A 22,597-nucleotide genomic window follows, 5' to 3' on the forward strand; every position below is an offset into this window, starting at 1 on the left:
CGTGGAGGACGGCGACTTGTCGCGTCGTCACCCGGTGCGTACCCGCGATGGCCCACGCCGAACCACGTCCCCCATGTGACCTGGACCCGGTGACGTCAGGTGAGGCGCCGGACGACGTGATCGGCCAGGAGCCGGCCCTCCCGGGTGAGCACGACGCGATCGCCCTCCTCGGTCAGCAGTCCTTCGCCGACCATCGGCGTCGGGTCCTCGGCGAGCGCCGAGCGCTCGATCCCCTCGCGCAGCCGAATGCGGAGCATGACGTCCTCGAGTGCGCGGGTGTCGTCATCGAGGGTCTCACCGTCGGCGCGCGGCGAACCGCCTGATGCGAGCCGCTGCGCGTAGGCGGCCGGATGCTTGATGTTCCACCAGCGCTCGCCATCGAGATGCGAATGAGCTCCCGGCCCCACTCCCCACCAATCCCCGGAATACCAGTAGCCGATGTTGTGGCGGCACCGGGCTTCACCGTCACGGGCCCAGTTCGACAGCTCGTACCAGCTGAGTCCCGCGCGTTCGAAGAGATCGTCGGCGAGCAGGTACTTGTCGGCGGTCTCGTCGTCATCGGGCATCGCCACCTCGCCACGCCGCACCTTGCGGGCGAAGGCGGTCCCGTCCTCGACGATCAGCGCATACGCGCTGATGTGATCGGGCTCCATCGACAGAGCCTCCTCCACGCTGCGCCGCCAGTCCTGGACGGACTCGGTGGGCGTGCCGTAGATGAGATCGAGGCTCACCTGTTCGAAACCGGCATCCCGCGCCCACCGCACCGCACGCGGCACATTGGCCGGGTCGTGCGTGCGGTCGAGCATCGCGAGGACATGCGGAGCGGCCGACTGCATGCCGAAGGAGATCCGGGTGAAGCCGCCCTCGCGCAGCTCCGCCAGGGATCCGGGCGTGACGCTGTCGGGATTGGCCTCGGTGGTCACCTCGGCATCCGGGGAGAGGCCCCAGGCATCGTCGATGCCACGCAGCATCCGCACCAGCTCTGACGAGGCCAGCTGCGTGGGTGTGCCGCCGCCGACGAAGACCGTGTCCACCGGGCGGGGGCCGGTCCTTCGGGCGGCGAGGTCGACCTCGCGAAGCGCGGAGTCGGCATACTGCGCCCGGGTGGCGCCCTCCCCCAGCTCATCGGACGTGTAGGTGTTGAAATCACAGTAACCGCAGCGCACATCGCAGAACGGCACGTGCAGGTACAAGCCGAAGGAGCGACCCCACTCCCTGGCGGTCGCTCCTTCGGCGGTCACGGATCCAGCCTACTGGCTGGCGCTCACCCGGCTGTCAGGCGTCAGGCGTAGAAGCCGTTGAGGATGTCCTGGTAATTGTCCTCGACGACGCGGCGCTTGACCTTCAGGCTCGGCGTGATCTCCCCGGACTCGATCGACAGATCATGATCGAGGATGGCCCACTTCTTGATCGTCTCCCACTGATTGAGCTTGGAGTTCAGCTCCTTGATGTAGCCCTCCATCTCGCGCTGCATCGCATCGGAAGAGACCACCTCGCTGTAGGGCTTGCCGGCCATGCCGTGCTGCTGTGCCCAGGCCTCCACCGCATCGGGATCGAGGGTGATGAGGGCGGAGCAGAAGTTGCGCTGGTTACCGTGCACGACCATCTGGCTCGCGAGCGGGCAGACCGCCTTGAACGCGCCCTCGATGTGCGAGGGGGCCACGTACTTGCCGCCGGAGGTCTTGAACAGGTCTTTCTTGCGGTCGGTGATCCTCAAGAAGCCGTCGGCATCGAGTTCGCCGATATCGCCCGTGGCGAGCCAGCCGTCGTCGGTGAGCGAGGAGGCCGACTCCGCCTCGAGATTGTGGTATCCACGCATGACGCCCGGGCCCTTGATGAGGACCTCGCCGTCCTCGGCGATCTTGACCTCCGTACCCGGCATCGGCAGGCCGACGGAGCCGATCTTGAAGTCATCGGGGTGATTGACGAAGGACCCGGCCGAGGTCTCGGTGAGGCCGTAGCCCTCCAGGATGAGAACGCCCGCGGCGTGGAACCACTCGGCGATATCGGAGGACAGCGCCGCGGCACCGGAGATGAAGAAGCGCACCCGGCCGCCGAAGCGGTCGCGGATCTTGGTGAAGACGAGCTTGTCGGCGATGCCGTACTTGATCTTCAGGCCGGTCGGGATCGACTTGCCGGCGCGCTCGAGCCTCGAGTGCTCCAGGCCGACCTTCTCGGCCCAGCGGAAGATCTTGAGCTTGGCGCCTCCCTCTTCCTCCATCATGCCGACGATGCGGCCATAGGCCTTCTCGAAGATGCGCGGCGCCGCACCCATGAAGGTCGGCTTGACGATCGCGAGGTTGTCGACGATCTTCGGCACGCGGCCGTCGATCGCGGCCGGGAAACCGACCTGCAGCTGCGTGGTCAGCAGGACCTTGCCGAAGGAGTGCGCCATCGGCAGCCAGCGGAACTCCAGGTCGTCGACGGTGAGGAATCCGCCCGCCGCGACGGCCGCGCCCTCATAGGTCCAGCCATCGTGGCTGAGGCGGACGCCCTTGGGACGGCCGGTGGTGCCCGAGGTGTAGATCAAGGTGGCGAGATCATCGGGCTCAGTGGCCGCCACGCGCTCGCGCACCGCCTCGGGGTGATCCTGCAGGTACGACTGTCCCAGCTCTTCGAGCTCGGCGAAGGTGATGACCCAGTCGCCATCGCCCTCGCCATCGAAGAGGACGACCTTCTCGACGCTCGGCAGTTCCGAGCGCTTCTCGCGCAGCTTGGCGAGCTGCTCGTCGTCCTCGGCGAAAACCACGCGGCTGTCGGAGTCGGCGAGGATGTAGGCGACGTCATCGGCCACGGACGTGGGGTAGACCGTGGTGGTGGCCGCGCCGGCGGAGTTGATCGCAAGATCGGCCAGGATCCACTCGTAGCGGGTTCCGGCGGCGATCGCGACACGCTGTTCGCGTTCGATGCCGAGGGAGATGAGTCCGGCGGCCAGCTTGCTCACATGCTCGCCGGCCTCGGACCAGGTGATCGACTGCCAGTTCTCCTGGGCGTCCGGGTAACGGAATGCCTCACCGCTGCCGGACTTGGCGACGCGGTCGAAGAACATCTCTCCGACGCTGCGCGCACGGTTGTTGATGATCTCCAGCTGCTCGGGCGTGGGGGTCGGGGCAGGCATCGTGCTCCTTCGCGGGGGACTTGTGGTGGAGATCACCTTAACTGATGAGTAGCTTGTCTCACACCGGCTTCACCGAGTTGTTGCCTTCTGACGCAGCGAAACGCTGATCCGGGGTTCCTCGGCGAACCGCGACAGCAGCGCCCGCTCGGTGGTGCAGGCCCGAAACACCAGGCCGACCGTGAGATCGTGGTCAGGGCGCTCCACGACGACGATCGGGGCTCCGGAGGTGACGTGGCCTTGTTCGAGCACCCGCAGGTAGGCCCCAGGGACACCGTGGGCGGTGAAACGCTTGACCCACCGCGGCTCGTCCACGAATCCGGCGAACACTGAGCAGGGGATGCGCACCGAGGCGACCTCGAGCAGCGCCTCACCGACGCGCCACCGCTCTCCCATCCGCGCGTGCTGGATGTCGAGGCCGCTGGTGGTCAGGTTCTCGCCGAAGACACCGCTGTCCAGCGGCCTGCCCAGCTCGGCCTCCCAGTGCGCGTAGTCCTCCCGCGCGAAGGCGTAGACCGCCTTGTCCGGTCCGCCATGGTGGACCAGATCGGCGATCTCGTCGCCGTCGAGACCGAGCTCGCCGATCCACACCGGGCCGTCGACGGCTCGCTTGTCGATCGCCGTCCGCTTGAGCTTCCCGTGCGGGGTCGGTCGCACCCGCCCCACATTCACCGACTCGACCCGCTTCATGGAGGCAGCCTATGAGTAGGTCCCCGTTGAGTGTGACGTTTGGACGGTGAAATCGGGCATTTCACCGTCCAAACGTCACACTCAACGGGGACCGCGCACGACAGGAACAGGGGTCAGGACTGCTTGGGCTCGCTCGTGGAGAGGGCGGCGATGAAGGCTTCCTGAGGGACCTCGACACGGCCCACCATCTTCATGCGCTTCTTGCCCTCCTTCTGCTTCTCCAGCAGCTTGCGCTTACGGCTGATGTCACCGCCGTAGCACTTGGCGAGGACATCCTTGCGCATCGCGCGGATGGTCTCACGGGCGATGATGCGCGCTCCGATCGCGGCCTGGATCGGCACCTCGAACTGCTGCCGCGGAATCAGCTCCTTGAGCTTGCCCGCGAGCGCCACACCATACGCATAGGCCGAATCGCGATGGACGATCGCGCTGAACGCGTCGACGATCTCGCCCTGCAGCAGGATGTCGACCTTGACCAGGTCGGCGGGTTGCTCGCCCGAGGGCTCGTAGTTGAGTGAGGCGTAGCCCTTGGTGCGCGACTTGAGCTGATCGAAGAAGTCGAACATGATCTCGCCCATGGGCAGCGTGTAGCGGATCTCCACGCGGTCCTCGGACAGGTAGTCCATTCCCTCGAGCTTGCCACGACGCGACTGGCACAGATCCATGATCGCGCCGATGTAGTCCGCGGGCGCCAGCAGCGTGGCGTTGACGATCGGCTCGTAGACCTCGGCGATCTTGCCGCTGGTCGGGTACTCGCTCGGATTGGTGACCGTCACCTCACTGCCGTCCTCCATGACGACCCGGTAGACCACATTCGGCGCGGTGGAGATGAGATCGAGGTTAAACTCCCGCTCCAGCCGCTCGCGCACGATCTCCAGGTGGAGCAGCCCCAGGAAGCCGATACGGAAGCCGAAGCCGAGCGCACCGGACGACTCCGGCTCGAACTGGAGTGCGGCGTCGTTCAGCTGCAGCTTGTCCAGCGCATCGCGCAGCGTCGGGTAGTCGTCACCGTCGATCGGGTACAGGCCGGAGAAGACCATCGGATTGGGATGCCGGTAGCCGCCGAGCGGCTCACCGGCCGGTCGGCTGTTGGAGGTGACGGTGTCGCCGACACGGGACTGCCGAACCTCTTTCACCCCGGTGATCAGGTAGCCGACCTCCCCGACGCCGAGGCTGCTCTCCTTGATCGGCTCGGGACTGATGACGCCGACCTCGAGCATCTCGTGCACGGCGCCGGTGGACATCATCTTGATGCGGTCGCGGTGGCTGAGCTGACCGTCGACCACGCGCACATAGGTGACGACCCCCCGGTAGGTGTCGTAGACGCTGTCGAAGATCAGCGCTCGCGGAGGGCCATCGGGATCGCCCACCGGAGCAGGCACCTGTTCGACGATGGCCTCGAGCAGGTCGGCGACGCCCTCACCGGTCTTGGCCGACACCCGCAGCACATCGGCGGGGTCGCCGCCGATGATGCCGGCGAGCTCCTCGGCGTACTTCTCCGGCTGCGCGCCGGGCAGGTCGATCTTGTTGAGCACGGGGATGATGTGGAGATCGGCCTCGAGCGCGAGGTAGAGATTGGCGAGGGTCTGCGCCTCGATGCCCTGTGCCGCGTCGACGAGCAAGATCGCGCCCTCGCAGGCCTCGAGGCTGCGGCTCACCTCATAGGTGAAGTCGACGTGGCCGGGTGTGTCGATCATATTGAGCACGTGGACGGTGCCGGCGCTCTCGCCTCGGGTGGGCGTGAACGGCATGCGCACGGCCTGGCTCTTGATCGTGATGCCGCGCTCACGCTCGATGTCCATGCGATCGAGGTACTGAGCGCGTGCGGCGCGCTCGTCGACCACCTCGGTGATCTGGAGCATGCGGTCGGCGAGCGTCGACTTGCCGTGGTCGATATGCGCGATGATGCAGAAATTGCGCAGCACCTCGGCCGGGGTCGAACCCGGGGCCGGGCTGTGGAGAGTGGACACGAGGCGACTACCAGGCGATCGCGATGGCGACGTTCAGGCCGATGAGAGCGGCCAGCACGTACGCCATCGAGTTGGGGGCGGGCTTGCGCTGCTGGGTGTAGGCGACCACGACGGCAGCGAGCGCGACGACGAGCTTGACGCCGATCTTGGCGTGATTGGGCCCCTCGTCGTATACATCGGTCATCTCCCACAGCCCGACCAGGAGCAGGCCGGTCACCAGCGCCGCGGCCGTGGCGTGAGCCGTGCCGGGGGTGATCTGCGGCGGGATGAAGTTCATCGCCAGCAGAGCCACAGCCCAGAACAGGACGTGCAGGACGACGAGGATCGTGAAGAGGGTAGCCACGGCCCCCATCGTAGAGGTCGATGCGATTTGAGTCGGCGGCGCGTGTGCTGCTATCGTTGAGGTTCGCGTGCCCGGTCACGTCCTTCGACGTCCGGCGCCATCACCATCTTCATCAGCAGTTTCACGAGAGAACAGGTTTTGCCCCGTGGCGAACATCAAGTCGCAGATCAAGCGCAACCGCCAGAACGAGGCTGCGCGCGAGCGCAACAAGGCCGTGCGTTCGGCCCTGAAGACCTCCGTCCGTCGCTTCAACGAGGCCGCCGAGGCCGGTGAGCAGGACAAGGCTCAGGAGATCGCGCGCGAGACCAAGCGCAAGCTCGACAAGGCCGTCTCCAAGGGCGTCATCCACAAGAACCAGGCCGCCAACCGCAAGTCGGCCATCGACAAGAAGGCCGCCGCTCTCTGAGCTGCTCCCGCCCTCGAAAGCCCCGTCCCCCGGACGGGGCTTTCGTCGTTTCCCGGCACATCTCGAGCCGTGGCCGCCCCAGCGGCGGTAGATCATCAACCCTTCCCGTGGGGCGGTGGTAGGCCGTCAACCCCCATCCGCGCGAGATGAGGTTGATGGCCTGCCGCCACCGGGCAAGGGCCGTGTTCAGTGGCGCTGGCGAGCGGCGGAGACACGCAGGATCATGCGTTCCACGGCGTAGCCGGGCTCGGCTCCTCCGCCCTTGACCGCGATATCAGCCTCGGCGACCGCCTGCAGTGCCCGCGCGAGGCCGGCGGGCTCCCACGAGCGCAGCTGCTGGCGCAGCGCGCGGATCTTGAAGGGCGGTGCCCCGACCTGGGATGCGAGCTCGTTGTCGCGCATCCCGCCGGGCGCGCTCGCCAACTGCGCCAGCTGTCGCAATCCGGTGGCGAAGGCCGAGGTGACGAGCACCGGAGCGACCCGGGCGGCCTCGGCCCACCGGGCCCGCTCCAGGGCATCGGCGAGCCGGCCCTCGAGCGCGGCATCGGCGATCTCATAGCCCCGTACCTCTGCCCGCCCGCCGAAATACCGACGGACGATCTCGAGGGTGATGGCCTCACCCGGGGGAGTGGTCACGGCCAGCTGATCGATCGCTCCGGCGAGCGCCCGCAGGTTCTGGCCCACGGCCGTGACCAGGAAGGCCGCGGCGGCCTCATCGATCGAGCGGCCGAGATCGCGAGCCTCCGACCGCACCCATCCGGCGAAGTCCCGCTCGTACTTGGGTGGCTGCACCTTGACCTCATGGACCGCAGCCGCCTTACGGAGCTTGTCCAGCGTGCCCTTGCCCTTGTTGCCCCCGCCGTGGACGGCGATCACCGCGACATCGTCCTGCGGAGAGGCGGCATAGGCGATCAACTCGGAGGCCGGCGCCTCGGCGAGGTTCTCCAGCTCCAGCACGACGACCGCGGTCGCGGTCGAGAAGAGGGACGGGCTGGTGAGCGCCGCGAGTTCCCCGGCCGCAAGCTGCCCGGCCACGGTCTCGGAGACCTCGACATCCGAGACTTCCTCGCGCACCGCTTCGAGTGCACGGCGGCGTGTTCGCTCAGCGAGGAACTCGGCATTGCCGGTGATGAGCAGGATCTTGCCGAATGCCGTGGCCACGTGTCGAGGATATCTGCGCGAGCCGACAGCCGGCTCCCCCTCCTGGCGGGTTCAGGGTGAGACCGCGCGCAGCTCCCCGTCGCGATGGACGATCGCGACATCGCCGAGCTCGTCGGTGCGCCAGGCGCGGATGCCCGCATCGCGAAGGATGTCCAGGGAACGGCGCGTCGGATGTCCGTAGTCGTTCTGTCCGACACTCACGGTCGCCGCCACCGCCCCCGTCTCCTCGTGGAACCGCGCCGACTGGTCGGCGCTGCCGTGATGCGGCACCTTGAGGATGTCGGCGGTGACATCCTCGCGCGCGGCCACCCGCGCCTGCGTCCGCTCACCGAGATCACCGGTGAACAGCACCCGCACTCCCTTGATCGTGAAGCGTTGCACGAGGCTCGCATCATTACGGTCGGCGGCACGATGATCCGTATCGGGCCAGAGCGTCTCGATCTCGACATCACCGACCGTGACGGACTCCCCTGAGCCGGGTGTGGAGCGTGGGACATCGGGGAGCTCCGGCCCACCGGAAGGACCGACCATCACCTCCTCGACCTCGCGCCCGCGCACCGCTCCCCGCCAGCCCGCTACGTGATCGGCATCGGCATGGCTGAACACCAGCAACCGGATCCGATCGATACCGAGCCGGCGTAGGCATCGGTCGATCGGCCCCGGGTCCATGCCGGTGTCCACGACGATCGCGTCGCCCTCGCCCAGCGGTACGACACTCGCATCGCCCTGGCCCACATCGCACGCCACCACGATGACCTCGTCAGGTGGCCAACCCGTCTGCGGAGGCCGGACGATCGCCACCAGCAGACCCAGCGACAATCCGACCGCCAGCACGGGACGGCTGAGCACCGCCAGCATGATCATCGTGACGACGGGGACGACCAGTACGAGCGACCACCACGGATGCTCCCAGGTGATTGCCGCACCGTCCCAGGAGGCCGACCGCCGGCCGACCTCGGCGATCCACCAGGCAGCGCCGAAGGCACCCGCACCGATCAGCCGCGCGGCAGGTGCCCACACCAGGTCGGCGAGACCGCCGGTCAATCCCAGGACTGTCGCCGGGGCGACAGCCGGAGCGGCGGCGACATTCGACACCACGGCGACCAAGGAGACCTCCTCGGAGATCGCCGCGACCATCGGCACACAGGCCAGATGCGCTGCCAAGGGGACCGCGAGCGCCATCGCGCCCCAGGTCGGCAGCCACCGTTCCAGGCGCCGCGTGAACAAGGGCCCCAGCGTGACGATGCCCGTGGTGGCACACACCGACAGGACGAAGCCCGCGGCACGGCCCATCCACGGATCGATGACGAGGAGGGCGATCACCGCCCAGGCCACCGCCCGCAGGCCGTCGCGCGTCCCCCATCCCAGGCCGACCACCGCGACCGTGCCCATGACGGCCGCCCGTTGAACGCTCGGCTCGGGTCGCGCCACGAGAACGAACACGACGACCGCCAGGAGCGCCGCCGGGATCATCAGGCGCTTGGCGCCGACACCTCGCACGATCAGCAGCACGGCACCGAGGACGATGGTGAGGTTGCTGCCCGATACCGCCGTCAGATGTGTCAGACCCGAGCGCCGGAAGTCCTCGCGGAGATCATCGTCGACCGCCGTGACGTCACCCGTGACGAGGGCCGGGACGATCGCGGCCCCGGGGCCGGGATAAGGGGCGACCGCGGAGCGGACGCCTTCGCGGACGCGCTCGCTCGCCTCCCACCACCAAGCCGCATCCCCGGCCGGTCGCCATCGTTGGACCGCCAGGGTGCCGACGACATCGGAGTCCTCCGCGGCGGTGATGGTGCCTTCGAGCACCACATGACGTCCGACGACGAGTCCCTCCAGATCGCCCCGGACGAAGGCCGTCAACCGAGCACGTCCCTCGACCGATCCGCCGCTGCTCCGCGCCCGCTGTGTCGTCAGCTCGACGACCCCCTGATCCCGCTGGGGCCCGAAGGCGCGCACGTCCTGACGCACCGTGGCCTCGACCGTCACCCAGCGGCCGTCGTCGGCCCAGCCGCGCAGCGGATGCTGTTCCACCGCCGCCATCCGCACTCCCGACGACATCGCGACCAGGCCGATCGCCAGAGCGATGACGCCGAGACCCGGTCGGCATCGAAGGAGGACCACCGCCACCAGCGCTGCCGCCACAGCCACGATCACGACGACCCGACCGGTGCTCGTGACGGCCCAGACCGCCACCGCCCAGACCGCGCAGGCACCGGGCACCATGCGCAGATCGTGGCCTCCCATCACACGGTGACCCGGTCGCGGAGGTCAGCCAGCGTCGCCTCTCCGATGCCCTTGACATCGAGCAGGTCCTCCACCGCACGGAAGGGACCGTGATCCGCGCGACGGTCGATGATCGCCTGGGCGGTCACAGGCCCGACCCCGGGGAGTTCCTCCAGCGTGGAGGAGTCGGCCGTGTTGATGTTGATCAGCCCGCCGGCACCGGCCCCCGAAGCGGCCGCTCCCCCCTCGGGCCCGGCGGGAGGACCGCCCACGACGATCTGCTCGCCGTCCTGGATCTCGCGGGCCAGGTTGAGGGTCGACAGATCCGGCGCCCCCGCCACGCCGCCGGCGGCATCGATCGCCTCGTGCACTCGGCTTCCCGCTGGCACGACGACGATGCCCGGGGTCTGCACCTCGCCGGTCACATGGATCACCAGCTCCCCGGAGGTCTCGGCCCCGGCCGCGTCCCCGGGGTCCGCCGAACTCTCCGAGGCCCCGACGGAGGCGAGGGGCGCCGGGTCGTCGACCTCCGCGGGTCGCCCGGCGATCACCCACCACGCGACGAGTACCGCCGCCGCAAGACCGAGAACGGCGACGACGGCGAGGTGGCGATCGCCCCAGCGCCGTCGCACCGGCCGAGCGTGCCGAGGCTCGGTGTCGTCATCGAGCGTCTCCTCGGACGGATCATCGTCCTCCGCCGGGCTCCAGGTGGCGTCGAAGGCCGTGGCGAGCTCCGCGAGTCGCCGACGCGCGATCTCGGCACGCGTCTCATCGGGTACTCCCGGAACGATTCTTCTGGCCACGTGAGCACCGTACGAAGCCGATCAGCGGATCGTCACCGCCTCGACCAGGATCTGTGGACAGCCCGGTGAGCCTCGGATCCTGGGGATAACCGGGTCAGCGGCCGGTGACCGTCACGGCGATCATGCCCGGGCCGACATGGGCGCCGATATCGGCGCCGACCTCGTCGACGGGCACATCGTCGCGGCCCCAGGCGTCGGCGAGGCGCGCGGCAACGCCCGCAGCGCGTTCCTCTGCCGCGAGATGCTGCACGCCGGTATCGAAGCCACGGGGGAACCGCTCCGCTGCCTCGATCGCCAGCTCGACCACCCGCGCGAGTGCCTTGGAGGAGGTCCGCACCTTCTCCAAGGGCACGACTGCTCCATCGGCGACCGTGAGGATCGGTTTGACGGCCAGCGCCGAGCCGATCAGCGCCTGGGCCGCGCCGATGCGCCCACCGCGCTTGAGGTACTCCAGCGTGTCGACATAGAGCAGGACGGTGGACTGCTGCCCGGCGCGTCGTGCAGCAGCGACGATCTCCGCACTCGACCCACCCTCATCGCGGATGCGCGCAGCGGCACCCGCGGCGAAGCCCGTGGCGATGCCGACCTGCCCGGTATCGATGATGTGCACCGGCACCTCGCAGCGCGAGGCCGCGAGTCGAGCCGAATCGATCGTCCCGGAGACGCGCTTGCTCAGATGCACCGACACGATCTCGGTCGCTCCCTCGGCGACGAGACCGGCATACACCGCCGCGAAGGCCTCCGGGCTCGGGCGAGAGGTGCTGACCGTGGCCCTGTCGCGCAGAGCACCGGCGATCGTCTCGGCGTCGATGTCGACACCCTCGGTGTAGACGCGCGATCCGATGACGACCGTCGTGGGCACGACGACGATCCGCTCGCGCTGCGCGTCGCCGGGGTCGAGCGATGCCGTCGAGTCGGTGACGATGGCGATGCTCATGCCGTCGCCCGCCCACGCTCGATCATGTCGTCACCTTATCCGTCGCCACCGCCCACCGGAGACGGTGAAGGCTAGACGACGATGTTGACGAGCTTCGGAGCTTTGACGATGACCTTCCGGATCTCGCGCCCGTCGATCGTGCGCACGACATTCGGCTCGGCCAGGGCGATCTCGGTGAGGGCGTCCTCGGCGATATCCGGGCTGACCTGCAACTTGCCACGGACCTTGCCCTGCACCTGCACGACGCAGGTGACCTCCTCAGCGACGAGGTACCGGGGGTCGGCCTCGGGATAGGGCACATAGGTGATCGTGGCGTCGTGCCCGAGCCGCTCCCAAAGCTCCTCGGCGAGGTGCGGGGCGAAGGGCGCCAGCATCTGCACCAGCGGTTCGAGCGCACCACGCGCCGAGACCGACTGCTTGGTGAGGTGATTGGTCAGCTCGATGAGCTTGGCGATGGCGGTGTTGAACCGCAGCTCCTCCATGTCCGCACGCACTCCCGCGATCGTACGATGGAGGATGCCGAGGGTCGCACTGTCGAGATCGTCTTCGGTGACTCGGGCGTTGCCGGTCTCCTCGTCGACCACGAGCCGCCAGACCCGCTGGAGGAAGCGCTGCGAGCCGACCACGGCACGGGTCTCCCAGGGACGGGAGACGTCCAAGGGCCCCATGCTCATCTCGTAGACGCGGAAGGTGTCGGCGCCGAAGGTCTCGTACATCTCGTCGGGTGTCACAACATTCTTGAGCGACTTGCCCATCTTGCCGTACTCGCGCTGGACCGGTTCGCCGTGATAGGTGAAAGTCCCGTCCTCGGCCTCGACGACCTCGTCGGCCGGGACATAGGCGCCGCGCGCATCGGTGTAGGCATAGGCCTGGATGTAACCCTGGTTGAACAGCCGGTAGAACGGCTCCTCACTGGAGACGTAGCCGAGGTCGAAGAGCACCTTGTGCCAGAACCGCACATACAGCAGGTGCAGCACCATGTGCTCGACGCCGCCGATATAGAAGTCCACGCCGCCGGGATCGTTCGGGCGTCGTTGTTCCTGCGGGCCCATCCAGTACCGCTCGTTGGCGGGATCGGCGATCCGCTCGGTGTTGTGCGGGTCGGTGTAGCGCAGCTCGTACCAGCTCGACCCGGCCCAGTTGGGCATGGTGTTGGTCTCGCGGCGGTAGGTCTTGGGGCCGTCGCCGAGGTCCAGCTCGACGTTGACCCAGTCGGTCGCGCGCGCGAGCGGCGGCTCGGGCTCGCTCTCGACGTCATCGGGGGCGTACGTGCGCGGCGAGTAGTCGGGCACCTCGGGAAGCTCGACCGGCAGCATGCTCTCGGGCAGCGCGATGGGGGTGTCGTGCTCGTCGTAGACGATCGGGAAGGGCTCGCCCCAGTAGCGCTGGCGGCTGAACAGCCAGTCGCGCAGGCGGTAGGTGGTGGTGCCCTGGCCTGTGCCCTGCTCCTCCAACCAGGCGATGATGCGCTGCTTGGCCTCGGCGACCGACAGACCGTCGAGGCTGATCTCGGCATTGGAGGAGTTGACGAGCGGTCCCTCACCGGTGAACGGCAGATCGCCTTCACCGTCGATGACGCGCGGGGTGGGCAGGCCGAGGACCTGGGCGAACTCGAAGTCGCGCTCGTCGTGGCCGGGGACCGCCATGATGGCGCCGGTGCCGTAGCCCATCAGGACGTAGTCGGCGATGAAGACGGGGATCTGTTCACCGTTGACCGGGTTGACCGCGAAAGCTCCGGTGAAGACTCCCGTCTTCTCCTTGTTCTCCTGCCTCTCAACGTCGGACTTGGCGGCGGCACGCGCCCGGTAGGCGGCGATAGCCTCAGCGGGGGTCGCGGACCCACCGGTCCAGCGCGTGTCGGTGTGGGCGGGCCAGGCGTCGGCCGCGAGGACCTCGACGAGCGGATGCTCGGGGGCCAACACCATGTAGCTGGCACCGAAGAGGGTGTCGGGTCGGGTCGTGAACACCTCGATGGGCTCGTCGATCCCCGGGACGGCGAACTGCACCTGCGCACCGTGCGAACGGCCGATCCAGTTGCGCTGCATGAGCTTGCCCGACTCGGGCCAGTCGACCCGGTCGAGGTCGTCGATGAGGCGGTCGGCATAGGCGGTGATGCGCAGGTTCCACTGCCGCAGGCGTCGCTTGAAGACCGGGAAGTTGCCGCGCTCGCTGCGCCCGTCAGCGGTGACCTCCTCATTGGCCAGGACGGTGCCGAGGCCGGGGGCCCAGTTGACGGGGGCGTCACTGATATAGGCCAAGCGGTAACCGGCGATGACCTCCTCGCGCTCGGCGGCGGAGAGATCGGCCCATACCGCTCCCCCGGGCACGTCGCGGGCACCGTTCTCGAACTCGGCGATCAGCTCGTCGATGGGGCGGGCGCGGTTCAGGTCGTCGTCATACCAGGAGTTGAAGATCTGCAGGAAGATCCACTGTGTCCACTTGACGAAGTCGGGATCGATGGTGGCGAAGGATCGTCGCGGGTCGTGGCCGAGACCGAGCCGCCGCAGCTGGCGCCGCATGTTGGCGATGTTCTCCAGCGTGGTCTCACGGGGATGACGGCCCGTCTGGACGGCGTAGAGCTCGGCGGGCAAGCCGAAGGCGTCGTAACCGAGAGCATGCAGGACGTTGTCGCCGCGCATGCGCCGGTAGCGTCCGACGACATCGGTGGCGATGTAGCCGAGCGGGTGACCGACGTGCAGCCCCGCCCCGGAGGGGTACGGGAACATGTCCATCAGGAAGTACTTGGCTCCGTCGGAAAGCTGTGCGGTGTCGGGAGCCAGATCGCCCACCGGATTGGGGGCGTCGAAGGTGCCCTCTTCCTCCCACCGGTCCTGCCAGCGCAACTCGAGGCGTCCGGCGAGCTCACTGGTGTAGCGGTGGCCGGTGTCGGAGGGCGTGGTGGGGTTATCGGTGGTCACCAGCCCATGCTAGCCAGCGGCCTCCCCGCCGATCCGTGGGCGGTGACCCATCCCGCGTTCGGAGGCCCGTCGCCTCGGTTGAGGACCCACCGCCGCCGGGCACTACGCCATGTCGGTGCACCATCATCCACTGCCTGCGCATGTCGTGGTTGATGGCGCACCGCCCACGTGATGGACGGCTACTCCTCCTCGACGAGGATGGGACGCCACCGCGCCCAGGCGATGAAGATCGCCGAGGTGACGAGGAGTCCGATCCCGGTCCACAGGTTGACGTGGAAGCCGTCACCCTTGGCCAGCTGTTCATCGGAGGTGAAGAACAGCCCGACGATCACCAGCACGACCCCGTAGAAGCCGAGCAGGCCGCCGATGATCGTGCGGATGTCGAAAGCCCCGGCGGTCTTGCTCTGTCCGGGGTGCTCGCGGTGTTCCTGATCGTTCATGTCGGCCACCTCAGAAGATCACGTTGAAGACGATGATGATGACGAGTGCGATACCGGCGAGCTTCACCGGCGACTGGTACCAGGGCAACTGCTTCTCCTCGGGATCGACCAGTGACTCCTTGGGCGTCAGCCCATACACCAGGCCCACCAGCTGCTTCTCGGGCTTGGGCGCCGTGACCGAGGTGACCGCGACGCTGACCGCGATATCGACGACGAACGCCGCACCGGCCGCCACGAAGCTCGCGCCCTGGCCGCTCAGCGGGAGAACGCCGAAGCTGAGACCGCCGAGTGCGTCCTCACTGAGGAACGCCACGACGATCGCCGCGAGCGTACCGGAGACGAGCCCGGTCCAGCCGGCGGTGGCGGTCATGCGCTTCCAGAACATACCGAGGATGAATGTGGCGAACAGCGGTGCGTTGAAGAAGCCGAACAGTGTCTGCAGATAGTCCATCAGGTTCGAGTAATTCGAGGCGATCAACGCCGTGCCAATCGCGATCACGGTGGCGGCGACCGTCGCGAGCCTCCCGACGAGCGTGTAGTAGCTGTCCTCGCGGTCCTTGACCACGTACTGCTGCCATAGGTCATAGCTGAAGACGGTATTGAAGGCCGAGATATTGGCCGCCATGCCGGCCATGAACGAGGCGAGCAGGCCGGCGATGGCGATGCCGAGCATGCCATTGGGCAGCAGATCGCGCATGAGCAGCAGGATCGCGTCGTTGTAGGTGACCCCCTCGACATTCTCGCCGCCCTTCAGCTGCGCCAGCTCGGGCACGACGATGGCGGCGATCATCCCCGGGAGGATGACGATGAAGGGGAAGAACATCTTCGGGAAGGCGCCGATGATCGGAGCCCGGCGGGCCGAGGCCATCGACTTCGAGGCCATCGCGCGCTGGACTTCGACGAAGTTGGTGGTCCAGTAGCCGAAGGAGAGGACGAAGCCGAGACCGAAGACGATGCCGATCACCGAGAGGACGGGATTGTCGATGCCGGTCAGATCGGTGCCGGGCCAGGACTCGAGCTGTTCGGGACCCGGCTGGATCTTCTCGGTGAGCCCTTGCCAGCCGCCGACCTTGTGCACGGCGATGACCGTGAGCGGCAGCAGCGCCGCGACGATCACGAAGAACTGCAGCACCTCGTTGTAGATCGCCGCCGACAGTCCACCGAGGGCGGTGTACGACAATACGATGACCGCAGCTATCACCAGGGAGACCCATAGCGGCCAGCCGAGCAGACGGTTGACGATCGTGGCCAGCAGAAACAGATTGATGCCGGCGATCAGCAGCTGCGCGATGGCGAAGCTGAGAGCGTTGACGAGGTGGGCGCCCGTGCCGAAGCGCTTACGCATGAACTCGGGCACGCTGCGCACGCCCGAGCCGTAGTAGAACGGCATCATGACGATGCCGAGGAAGAGCATCGCCGGGACAGCGCCGATCCAGAAGTAGTGGGCCGTCGCCATGCCGTACTGTGCGCCGTTGGCCGACATCCCCATGATCTCCACCGCGCCGAGATTGGCGGCGATGAAGGCCAGGCCCGTGACCCACGCGGGGAGCGAACGCCCGGACAGGAAGAAGTCGATGCTGCTGGACACCTGGCGTCTGGCCAACAGGCCGATGCCCAGCACCACGGCGAAGTAGGCCGCGACGATGAGGTAGTCCACGAAATTCGCGTCGAGACGGAATGTGGAGTCTGCTGTCGCTATCACGTCGTGTGACGTTACTCCCATCCTCGGGTGCTTGCCGGGTGTCGAATCGGGGGCCGCGATGGCCGCTCCCTGAGCGCTCTTCGGGACTACGATCGCCTCATGCCCACCAAGCTCGAGAATGTCGCCATCGCCGTCCGCGATCTGGAGGCCACGATCGCGTTCTTCACCGATCTCGGCCTGACCGTGCTCGGCCGCGACACCGTCAGCGGCGAGTGGACCGACACCGCGGTCGGCCTCGACGGCAACCACGCCAAGGTCGCGATGCTCCAGACCCCCGACGGGCACGGTCGACTCGAGCTCTTGGAGTACATCCACCCTGAGGCGATCGAGACCGAGCCCACGCTTCCGAACGAGATCGGCATGCACCGCGTCGCCTTCTCTGTCGACGACCTCGATGAAGCACTGGAGATCGCGGCGAGGCACGGCTGCCATCCGCTGCGCGGCGTCGCCACCTATGAGGACATCTACAGGCTCACCTACGTCCGCGGTCCCTGCGGCATCATCGTGATGCTCGCCCAGGAGCTCACCCCGTCAGCGGCCGAGTAGGTCTCGATACGCGTCGGCCGTGGACGGCCTTTGGCTACTCGACCGCCGAGGGCCCGGTTCAGCCCTGGAGGGCGCAGAAGATCTCGACCTTGCGGGTGGGGCCGGAGACGATGAGCTCGTCGGAGGCGGAGATGAGCGTCTCGGGCCGGGCGTAGGTGAAGTCCTCGCCGCGTCGCTTGACCCCCACGACCGTGATCGCGTACTTGCTGCGCAGGGCCGACTGTTCGAGGGTCTGGTCCACCGCGATCCTGGGGGCGCGGGTGCGGGCGATGGAGAAGCCGTCGTCGAACTCGATGTAGTCGATCATCGCGCCGGTGACCATGTGGGCGACCCGCTCGCCCATCGCCGACTCGGGACGGACGACGTGCGTGGCGCCGACCCTTTCGAGGATGCGCGCGTGTTTGGCATTGATGGCCTTGGCCCAGACCTCCTCCACCCCGAGCTCGACCAGGCTGAGCACGGTGAGCACGCTCGCCTCGATGTCCGTGCCGATGCCAACCACGGCGCGGGAGAACTGCTCGGCGCCGATCTGGCGGAGCGCCTCGGTATCGGTGGTGTCGGCGGCGACGACGTGCGTGAAGTCGCTCGCGAACTTCTGCACGAGGTCGGCACGTTCGTCGACCGCCAGCACCTCGTGGCCCAGCCGCTCCAGCGACCGCGCGACGGACGCGCCGAAGCGGCCGATGCCGACGACGAGGACGGGAGCGGTGAGGGGGTTGTCGCTCTTCTTACCCAATGATCGGCTGCTCCTCGGGAAGGTGATACCGCGGTTGACGGCGACGTAGGACGAAGGCCGACGCTGCGGCAATCGTGCCCACTCGGCCCACGAACATCAAGCCGATGAGCAGGAGTTGAGACGGCGCGTCGAGTTGCGGGGTGAGGCCGGTGGACAATCCCACGGTTCCGAAGGCCGAGGTCACCTCGAAGAGGGCGTCGATATAGGAGGCCCCCGACAGCAGCATGAGCAGCAGCGTGCCGCCGACCACGAGCATCACCGCGATGAGCGCTATCGACAGCGCCGTGCGGACGGTCCGGCCGCTGATCGAGCGCCGGCCGATCCGTACTTCGGGGTCGCCGCGCAGCTCGGCGAGGATGACGAAGGCCAGCAGCAGGAAGGTCGTGATCTTGATGCCGCCGGCCGTGCTCGCGCTGCCGCCGCCGATGAACATCATCAGGACCGCGATGCCCTGGGTCTCGGGCCGCACGAGGGCCCAGTCGAAGCTCTGCAACCCGCCGGAACGGGTCATGATCCCGCCCTCGACGCTGGTCGCGATCTTGTCCACGAAGGGCTGCGAGCCGAGGGTGTCGGGATTGCTCCATTCGATCGCCAGGAAGGCCAGTGTTCCGACCGCCAAGAGCAGAAACGACCCCCAGACGGTGAGCCGGGTGTGGATAGTCCACCGGCTCGGCCGTCGCCAACCGCGATAGAGCTCCGCGAGCACCGGGAAACCGATGGCACCGATGAAGACCGCGATCGAGATGGGCACGATGACGCTCACGTCTCCCGCGTAGGAGGTGAGACTGTCGGAATTGAGCGAGAAACCCGCGTTGTTGAACGCCATGACGGCATCGAAGACTCCGTGCCAGATCGCGTCCAGCCAGGAGTCGAAATAGGCGATCCGGTAGCGGATCGTGAGAATGACCGCGATCACCGTCTGGAAGCTCAACAGGGTCACGGTCACGCGGCGGAAGAGGGGGCGGACATCGCCGAGGCTGACCACGTGCATGTCCACCTGGGCCAGCATCTGCGTGCGCAGTCCCAGCCTGCCACCGATGAAGAGTCCGAGGATCGTGGCGAGGGCGATGATGCCGATGCCGCCGATCTCGACGAGCAGCAGGATGATCGCGTGTCCGACCGGCGACCAATAGGTGCCGGTGTCGACGGTCGCCAGCCCGGTCACCGTGACGGCCGAGGTCGCGGTGAAGAAGGCATCGAGGAAGTCCGGCGATGCGTTCCCGCGTCGTGCGATCGGCAGGAGCAGCAGCAGGGTGCCGATCAGGATGAGGCCGAGGAAGGCAAGAGGCAGCAATCGCACGGGATGCGCGATGGCGGCAGGTATGTGCCAGCGACGCGAGGGCCTCATCACCCGATGACGGTACCGCGCTCCCGGCGACGTGCAGCGCAACAGCGCGCAGGACGCCCGTTACGCTGTTGCGGTGACCTCGACGACCGACCGCCTGGCCATCGCCATCGTCACCTTCAACCGCTCGGCACTGCTGGGTGAGCTGCTGGAGAGCGCCGCCACGATGCACGGCTCGCCCTATCGGGTCGTGGTCGTCGACAATGCGAGCACCGATAACACGTCCGAGGTCGTCGAGTCGTTCCGTCAGAGGTTCGCCGACGGTGTCCTCGTCTATCACCGGCTCTCCACGAACACCGGTGGTTCCGGGGGCTTCAGCGAGGGCACGCGGGTAGCACTCGAGGAGGGCGCCGACTGGGTATGGCTCATGGACGACGATGTCGAGATCCTGCCCGAGGCACTCGAGCGCTTCGAGCCGTGGATGCGCCGTTTCCAGGTGTTGCACGGCCGACGTTACGACGTGGACGGCACGCCGTTCTTCTGGCAGGCGAAGTTCAACGAGTTCCTCGGGGTGCCGCTGCCGTATACGCGCAAGGCCTTCAATCCCGAGGGCTATGCCATCACGAACTCGGGCACCTTCGAAGGCATGCTGATCCATGCGGACATCGTGCGGCGCATCGGACTGCCCGACCCCCGGTTCTTCATCTCCTGGGATGATGCCGTCTACGCCTGGCTGGCCTCGCGCTACACGCAGGTGGCCTATGTCGATGCCTATGTGCTGCAGAAAAAGCGCGAGCAGAAGCAGATCAACCTGGGCCTGCGGCATCTGAACGACTCGAGTCCGCTGGCGAAGTACCACGTGATGCGCAATCGGGCCTATGTCGGACGCTACTTCGACGTCCACGGTCAGCTGAATCGCGTCGGATTCGCGCTGGGGACGGCGTTGACCTTCGCGAAGGAGGTCTTCCGTCTCATCGCCGTCGAGCGGGGGCTGAAGGGGGTCGGCGTGCTCGTCAAGGGATGGCGCGACGGCCGCGCCATCTGGCGCGATCGCAGCTGGCGTCCGATGCCGCCTCTGGACTGACCCCGCCGTTCAACGACTTCTCATCTTCCTGGGAGACACTGCACCCATGAGCCATGTTCTCGCCCATGTCGTCTTTCCTGCCGACGGCGACCCCGACGTGATGCCGCTGTACGCCGATCCGGAGACGTGGACCACAATCGACGGCGAGACCGTACGCGTCAGCAATGCCACGCACCTGATGCGGGTGGAGTCGCGTCACAGCATCCGGGTGCGGCGCAGCGAGCGAGTGTCCTTCGCCTCGTACTTCAATGCCTTCCCCGCCGCGTACTGGCAGCGGTGGACCCGCGTGGAGTCGGTGACGCTGACCCTGCGCACCGAGGGAAGCGGGACGGTCACCGTCTACCGCTCCAATCCGCAGGGCGTCCAGCAGCGCATGGCCTTCGAGCACGTCGAGGGCGATCACGACCTGAGCTTCGAGCTCCCGGTGCGCAATTTCAGCGACGGCGGCTGGTACTGGTTCGACGTGACCGCCGCGGAGACGGATGTCGTCGTGAGCGACGGTGCATGGTCGACCGATACCGAGCTCGGCGACGGAACGCTCTCGATCGGCATCACCACGTTCAACAAAGCCGACTACTGCGTCCGCACGCTCGAGACGCTCGCCGATGCGCCCGAGGTCGTCGAACAGCTGGACCGTGTCTATGTCGTCGACCAGGGCACGCAGCTGGTGGCCGAGGCCGACGGGTACACCGAGGTCGCGGCGCGGCTTGGTTCGAGGCTGCAGATCGTCCGGCAGCCGAATCTCGGTGGGTCCGGTGGTTTCTCGCGGGCGATGAGCGAGACCGTCGAGGCAGGGCGGAGCAGCTGGGTGATGCTGCTCGATGATGATGTCGAGATCGAGCCCGAGAGCATCTGGCGCACGATCCAGTTCTCTCGTGCCTCCCGCCGGCCCACCATCGTGGGCGGGCATATGTTCGATCTGCTTGACAAACCGGTCCTCCACGCCTGGGCCGAGGGCATCGAGATGGACCACTTCCTGTGGGCACCGACCTTCCCCGAACAGCACCGGCATGACTTCCGGGCCGCGAACCTGCGACAGACGCCGTGGATGCATACGCGCCAGGACGCGACCTACAACGGCTGGTGGATGTGCACGATCCCGGTCGAGGTGATCGAGAAGGTGGGACTCGCCCTGCCGGTCTTCATCAAGTGGGACGACAGCGAGTACGCCCTGCGTGCCCGCGAGGCGGGTTACCCCACGGTGAGCCTGCCCGGCGCGGCGCTGTGGCATGTGTCGTGGCTCGACAAGGACGACGCCCAGGACTGGCAGGCGTACTACCACGCACGCAATCGACTGCTGGCCGCCATGCTGCACTCCCCCTTCCCCGGCGGCGGGAGGCTCGTCAAGGCGAGCCGGCGCATCGATCTGAAGCACTTGATCTCGATGCAGTACTACGCGATCGAGCTGCGACATCGGGCACTGCGCGACCTGCTCGCCGGGCCCTCGCATCTGGACCGCGACTGGCCGTCGGTGATGCCGGAGCTGCGCGCCTATGCCCAGGGATTCAGCGAGACACAGGTGATCACCGATGTCGACGCCCTGCCCACCACACGCGAGGGACAGAGGCACTATCCGTACGAGAGGGCCCCGCAGGCTCCTCGCGGGATAGGACGTGTGGTCTTCACTGCCAAGGCAGCGCTGCGTCACTGGATCCGCCCCACCGACAGCGCCGCCGAGCCGCAGGTCGAGCTGTCAAAGCACGACGCCGCCTGGTGGCGAGTTCCCGGTTTCGATTCCGCGCTCATCAGCGCCGCGGACGGTCGAGGCAAGTCCGTCTACCGCCGTGATCGGGCCGAGTACCGTCGCCTCCTGCGCGAGAGCATCGCCTTGCACAAGGACCTGGCAGACCGCTGGGACGAGCTCGCGGCCCAGTACCGTGCCGCGCTGCCGGACCTGACCTCGCGTGAACGCTGGCACCGCACCTTCGAGGGTTGAGCGCGCACCGCTAGCCGTAGCCGGTGCTCAGCGCGGCATCGTCGCGTCACCGATCGTCTGGAGCGTTCGCCGGCGCATGCCCAATGGCGTCGCGGGCCGGGTCGGGCAGGACCGCGTCGACCTCGAGGTGCTCCCGGCTGTCATTGAGGTCGTACTCGTACCAGGGCGCATCACCGGTTTTTCTCACGGTCTAGTCGAGGCGGACACCGTGCTCAAGGGTTCCGGTCTCCCCTTCTCCCGGTTGGGCTCAGCGATGAAGTAGGGAACACGCGGGTACATGGCGCAGGTAAGGATCGCTT

General features: G+C 67.4%; 18 protein-coding genes. 4 read left to right on the plus strand and 14 right to left on the minus strand.

Going from position 1 to position 22,597, the window contains the following annotated elements; all coding sequences use genetic code 11:
• Positions 1 to 95: 95 nt before the first annotated feature.
• From hemW to BHE97_RS17240, 5 genes are all read right to left on the minus strand, one after another.
• A complete protein-coding gene (hemW, locus tag BHE97_RS17220) occupies positions 96 to 1,241 on the minus strand; it encodes a radical SAM family heme chaperone HemW (protein ID WP_087625268.1) in 1,146 nt (381 codons plus the stop codon).
• A gap of 41 nt (positions 1,242 to 1,282) precedes the next feature.
• Positions 1,283 to 3,118: a long-chain fatty acid--CoA ligase gene (locus BHE97_RS17225; protein ID WP_087625269.1), complete on the minus strand. Its 1,836-nt coding sequence runs from the start codon at positions 3,116 to 3,118 to the stop codon at positions 1,283 to 1,285.
• A gap of 69 nt (positions 3,119 to 3,187) precedes the next feature.
• The gene (locus tag BHE97_RS17230; RefSeq protein WP_087625270.1) at positions 3,188 to 3,805 is read right to left on the minus strand and encodes an MOSC domain-containing protein; all 618 of its coding nucleotides are present in this window, start codon (positions 3,803 to 3,805) and stop codon (positions 3,188 to 3,190) included.
• 113 nt (positions 3,806 to 3,918) lie between these two features.
• The gene (gene lepA / locus BHE97_RS17235) at positions 3,919 to 5,775 is read right to left on the minus strand and encodes a translation elongation factor 4 (RefSeq protein ID WP_087625271.1); all 1,857 of its coding nucleotides are present in this window, start codon (positions 5,773 to 5,775) and stop codon (positions 3,919 to 3,921) included.
• A gap of 7 nt (positions 5,776 to 5,782) precedes the next feature.
• Positions 5,783 to 6,118 (minus strand): hypothetical protein, encoded by a 336-nt coding sequence (locus BHE97_RS17240; RefSeq protein WP_140400233.1) that lies wholly within the window; start codon positions 6,116 to 6,118, stop codon positions 5,783 to 5,785.
• A 145-nt stretch (positions 6,119 to 6,263) separates the two neighbouring features.
• On the opposite strand from BHE97_RS17240, the gene rpsT reads away from it, so the two are divergent.
• Complete coding sequence (rpsT, locus tag BHE97_RS17245) at positions 6,264 to 6,524, plus strand: 30S ribosomal protein S20 (protein ID WP_087625273.1); 261 nt, start codon at positions 6,264 to 6,266, stop codon at positions 6,522 to 6,524.
• A gap of 186 nt (positions 6,525 to 6,710) precedes the next feature.
• Here rpsT and holA read toward each other — a convergent pair whose 3' ends face one another.
• The 7 genes from holA to BHE97_RS17280 form a co-directional block, all read right to left on the minus strand.
• Positions 6,711 to 7,685 (minus strand): DNA polymerase III subunit delta, encoded by a 975-nt coding sequence (gene holA, locus BHE97_RS17250; RefSeq protein WP_087625274.1) that lies wholly within the window; start codon positions 7,683 to 7,685, stop codon positions 6,711 to 6,713.
• A 51-nt stretch (positions 7,686 to 7,736) separates the two neighbouring features.
• Positions 7,737 to 9,911 (minus strand): ComEC/Rec2 family competence protein, encoded by a 2,175-nt coding sequence (locus BHE97_RS17255; RefSeq protein ID WP_087625275.1) that lies wholly within the window; start codon positions 9,909 to 9,911, stop codon positions 7,737 to 7,739.
• A 20-nt stretch (positions 9,912 to 9,931) separates the two neighbouring features.
• On the minus strand, positions 9,932 to 10,714 hold the full coding sequence (locus BHE97_RS17260; protein ID WP_087625276.1) for a ComEA family DNA-binding protein: 783 nt from the start codon (positions 10,712 to 10,714) through the stop codon (positions 9,932 to 9,934).
• Positions 10,715 to 10,808: 94 nt separating this feature from the next.
• Complete coding sequence (locus BHE97_RS17265; protein ID WP_087625277.1) at positions 10,809 to 11,651, minus strand: DegV family protein; 843 nt, start codon at positions 11,649 to 11,651, stop codon at positions 10,809 to 10,811.
• 71 nt (positions 11,652 to 11,722) lie between these two features.
• Positions 11,723 to 14,569 (minus strand): leucine--tRNA ligase, encoded by a 2,847-nt coding sequence (gene leuS, locus BHE97_RS17270; protein WP_087625278.1) that lies wholly within the window; start codon positions 14,567 to 14,569, stop codon positions 11,723 to 11,725.
• 179 nt (positions 14,570 to 14,748) lie between these two features.
• Positions 14,749 to 15,009, minus strand: coding sequence for a hypothetical protein (locus BHE97_RS17275; RefSeq protein WP_087625360.1), 261 nt, complete (start codon positions 15,007 to 15,009; stop codon positions 14,749 to 14,751).
• Positions 15,010 to 15,019: 10 nt separating this feature from the next.
• Positions 15,020 to 16,708 carry a sodium:solute symporter family protein gene (locus BHE97_RS17280; protein ID WP_236757769.1) on the minus strand — a complete coding sequence of 563 codons (1,689 nt, stop codon included), beginning with the start codon at positions 16,706 to 16,708 and terminating at the stop codon, positions 15,020 to 15,022.
• Between the two features lie 102 nt (positions 16,709 to 16,810).
• On the opposite strand from BHE97_RS17280, the gene BHE97_RS17285 reads away from it, so the two are divergent.
• Positions 16,811 to 17,257: a VOC family protein gene (locus tag BHE97_RS17285; protein ID WP_087625280.1), complete on the plus strand. Its 447-nt coding sequence runs from the start codon at positions 16,811 to 16,813 to the stop codon at positions 17,255 to 17,257.
• Between the two features lie 58 nt (positions 17,258 to 17,315).
• Here BHE97_RS17285 and BHE97_RS17290 read toward each other — a convergent pair whose 3' ends face one another.
• Positions 17,316 to 17,993: a TrkA family potassium uptake protein gene (locus tag BHE97_RS17290; RefSeq protein WP_087625281.1), complete on the minus strand. Its 678-nt coding sequence runs from the start codon at positions 17,991 to 17,993 to the stop codon at positions 17,316 to 17,318.
• Entirely contained in the window at positions 17,986 to 19,341 is a 1,356-nt protein-coding gene (locus tag BHE97_RS17295) for a potassium transporter TrkG (RefSeq protein ID WP_087625282.1), read from the minus strand. Before BHE97_RS17295 ends, BHE97_RS17290 begins: the two co-directional genes overlap by 8 nt.
• Positions 19,342 to 19,414: 73 nt before the next feature.
• Here BHE97_RS17295 and BHE97_RS17300 point away from each other — a divergent pair, with 73 nt between their 5' ends.
• Together BHE97_RS17300 and BHE97_RS17305 are read left to right on the plus strand one after the other, a co-directional pair.
• Complete coding sequence (locus tag BHE97_RS17300; protein WP_087625361.1) at positions 19,415 to 20,362, plus strand: glycosyltransferase; 948 nt, start codon at positions 19,415 to 19,417, stop codon at positions 20,360 to 20,362.
• A 46-nt stretch (positions 20,363 to 20,408) separates the two neighbouring features.
• Positions 20,409 to 22,298, plus strand: a complete 1,890-nt coding sequence (locus tag BHE97_RS17305) for a glycosyltransferase (RefSeq protein WP_087625283.1) — start codon at positions 20,409 to 20,411, stop codon at positions 22,296 to 22,298.
• Positions 22,299 to 22,597: the final 299 nt, after the last annotated feature.

This window comes from Aeromicrobium sp. PE09-221 (assembly GCF_002174305.1).
GTDB lineage: Bacteria > Actinomycetota > Actinomycetes > Propionibacteriales > Nocardioidaceae > Aeromicrobium.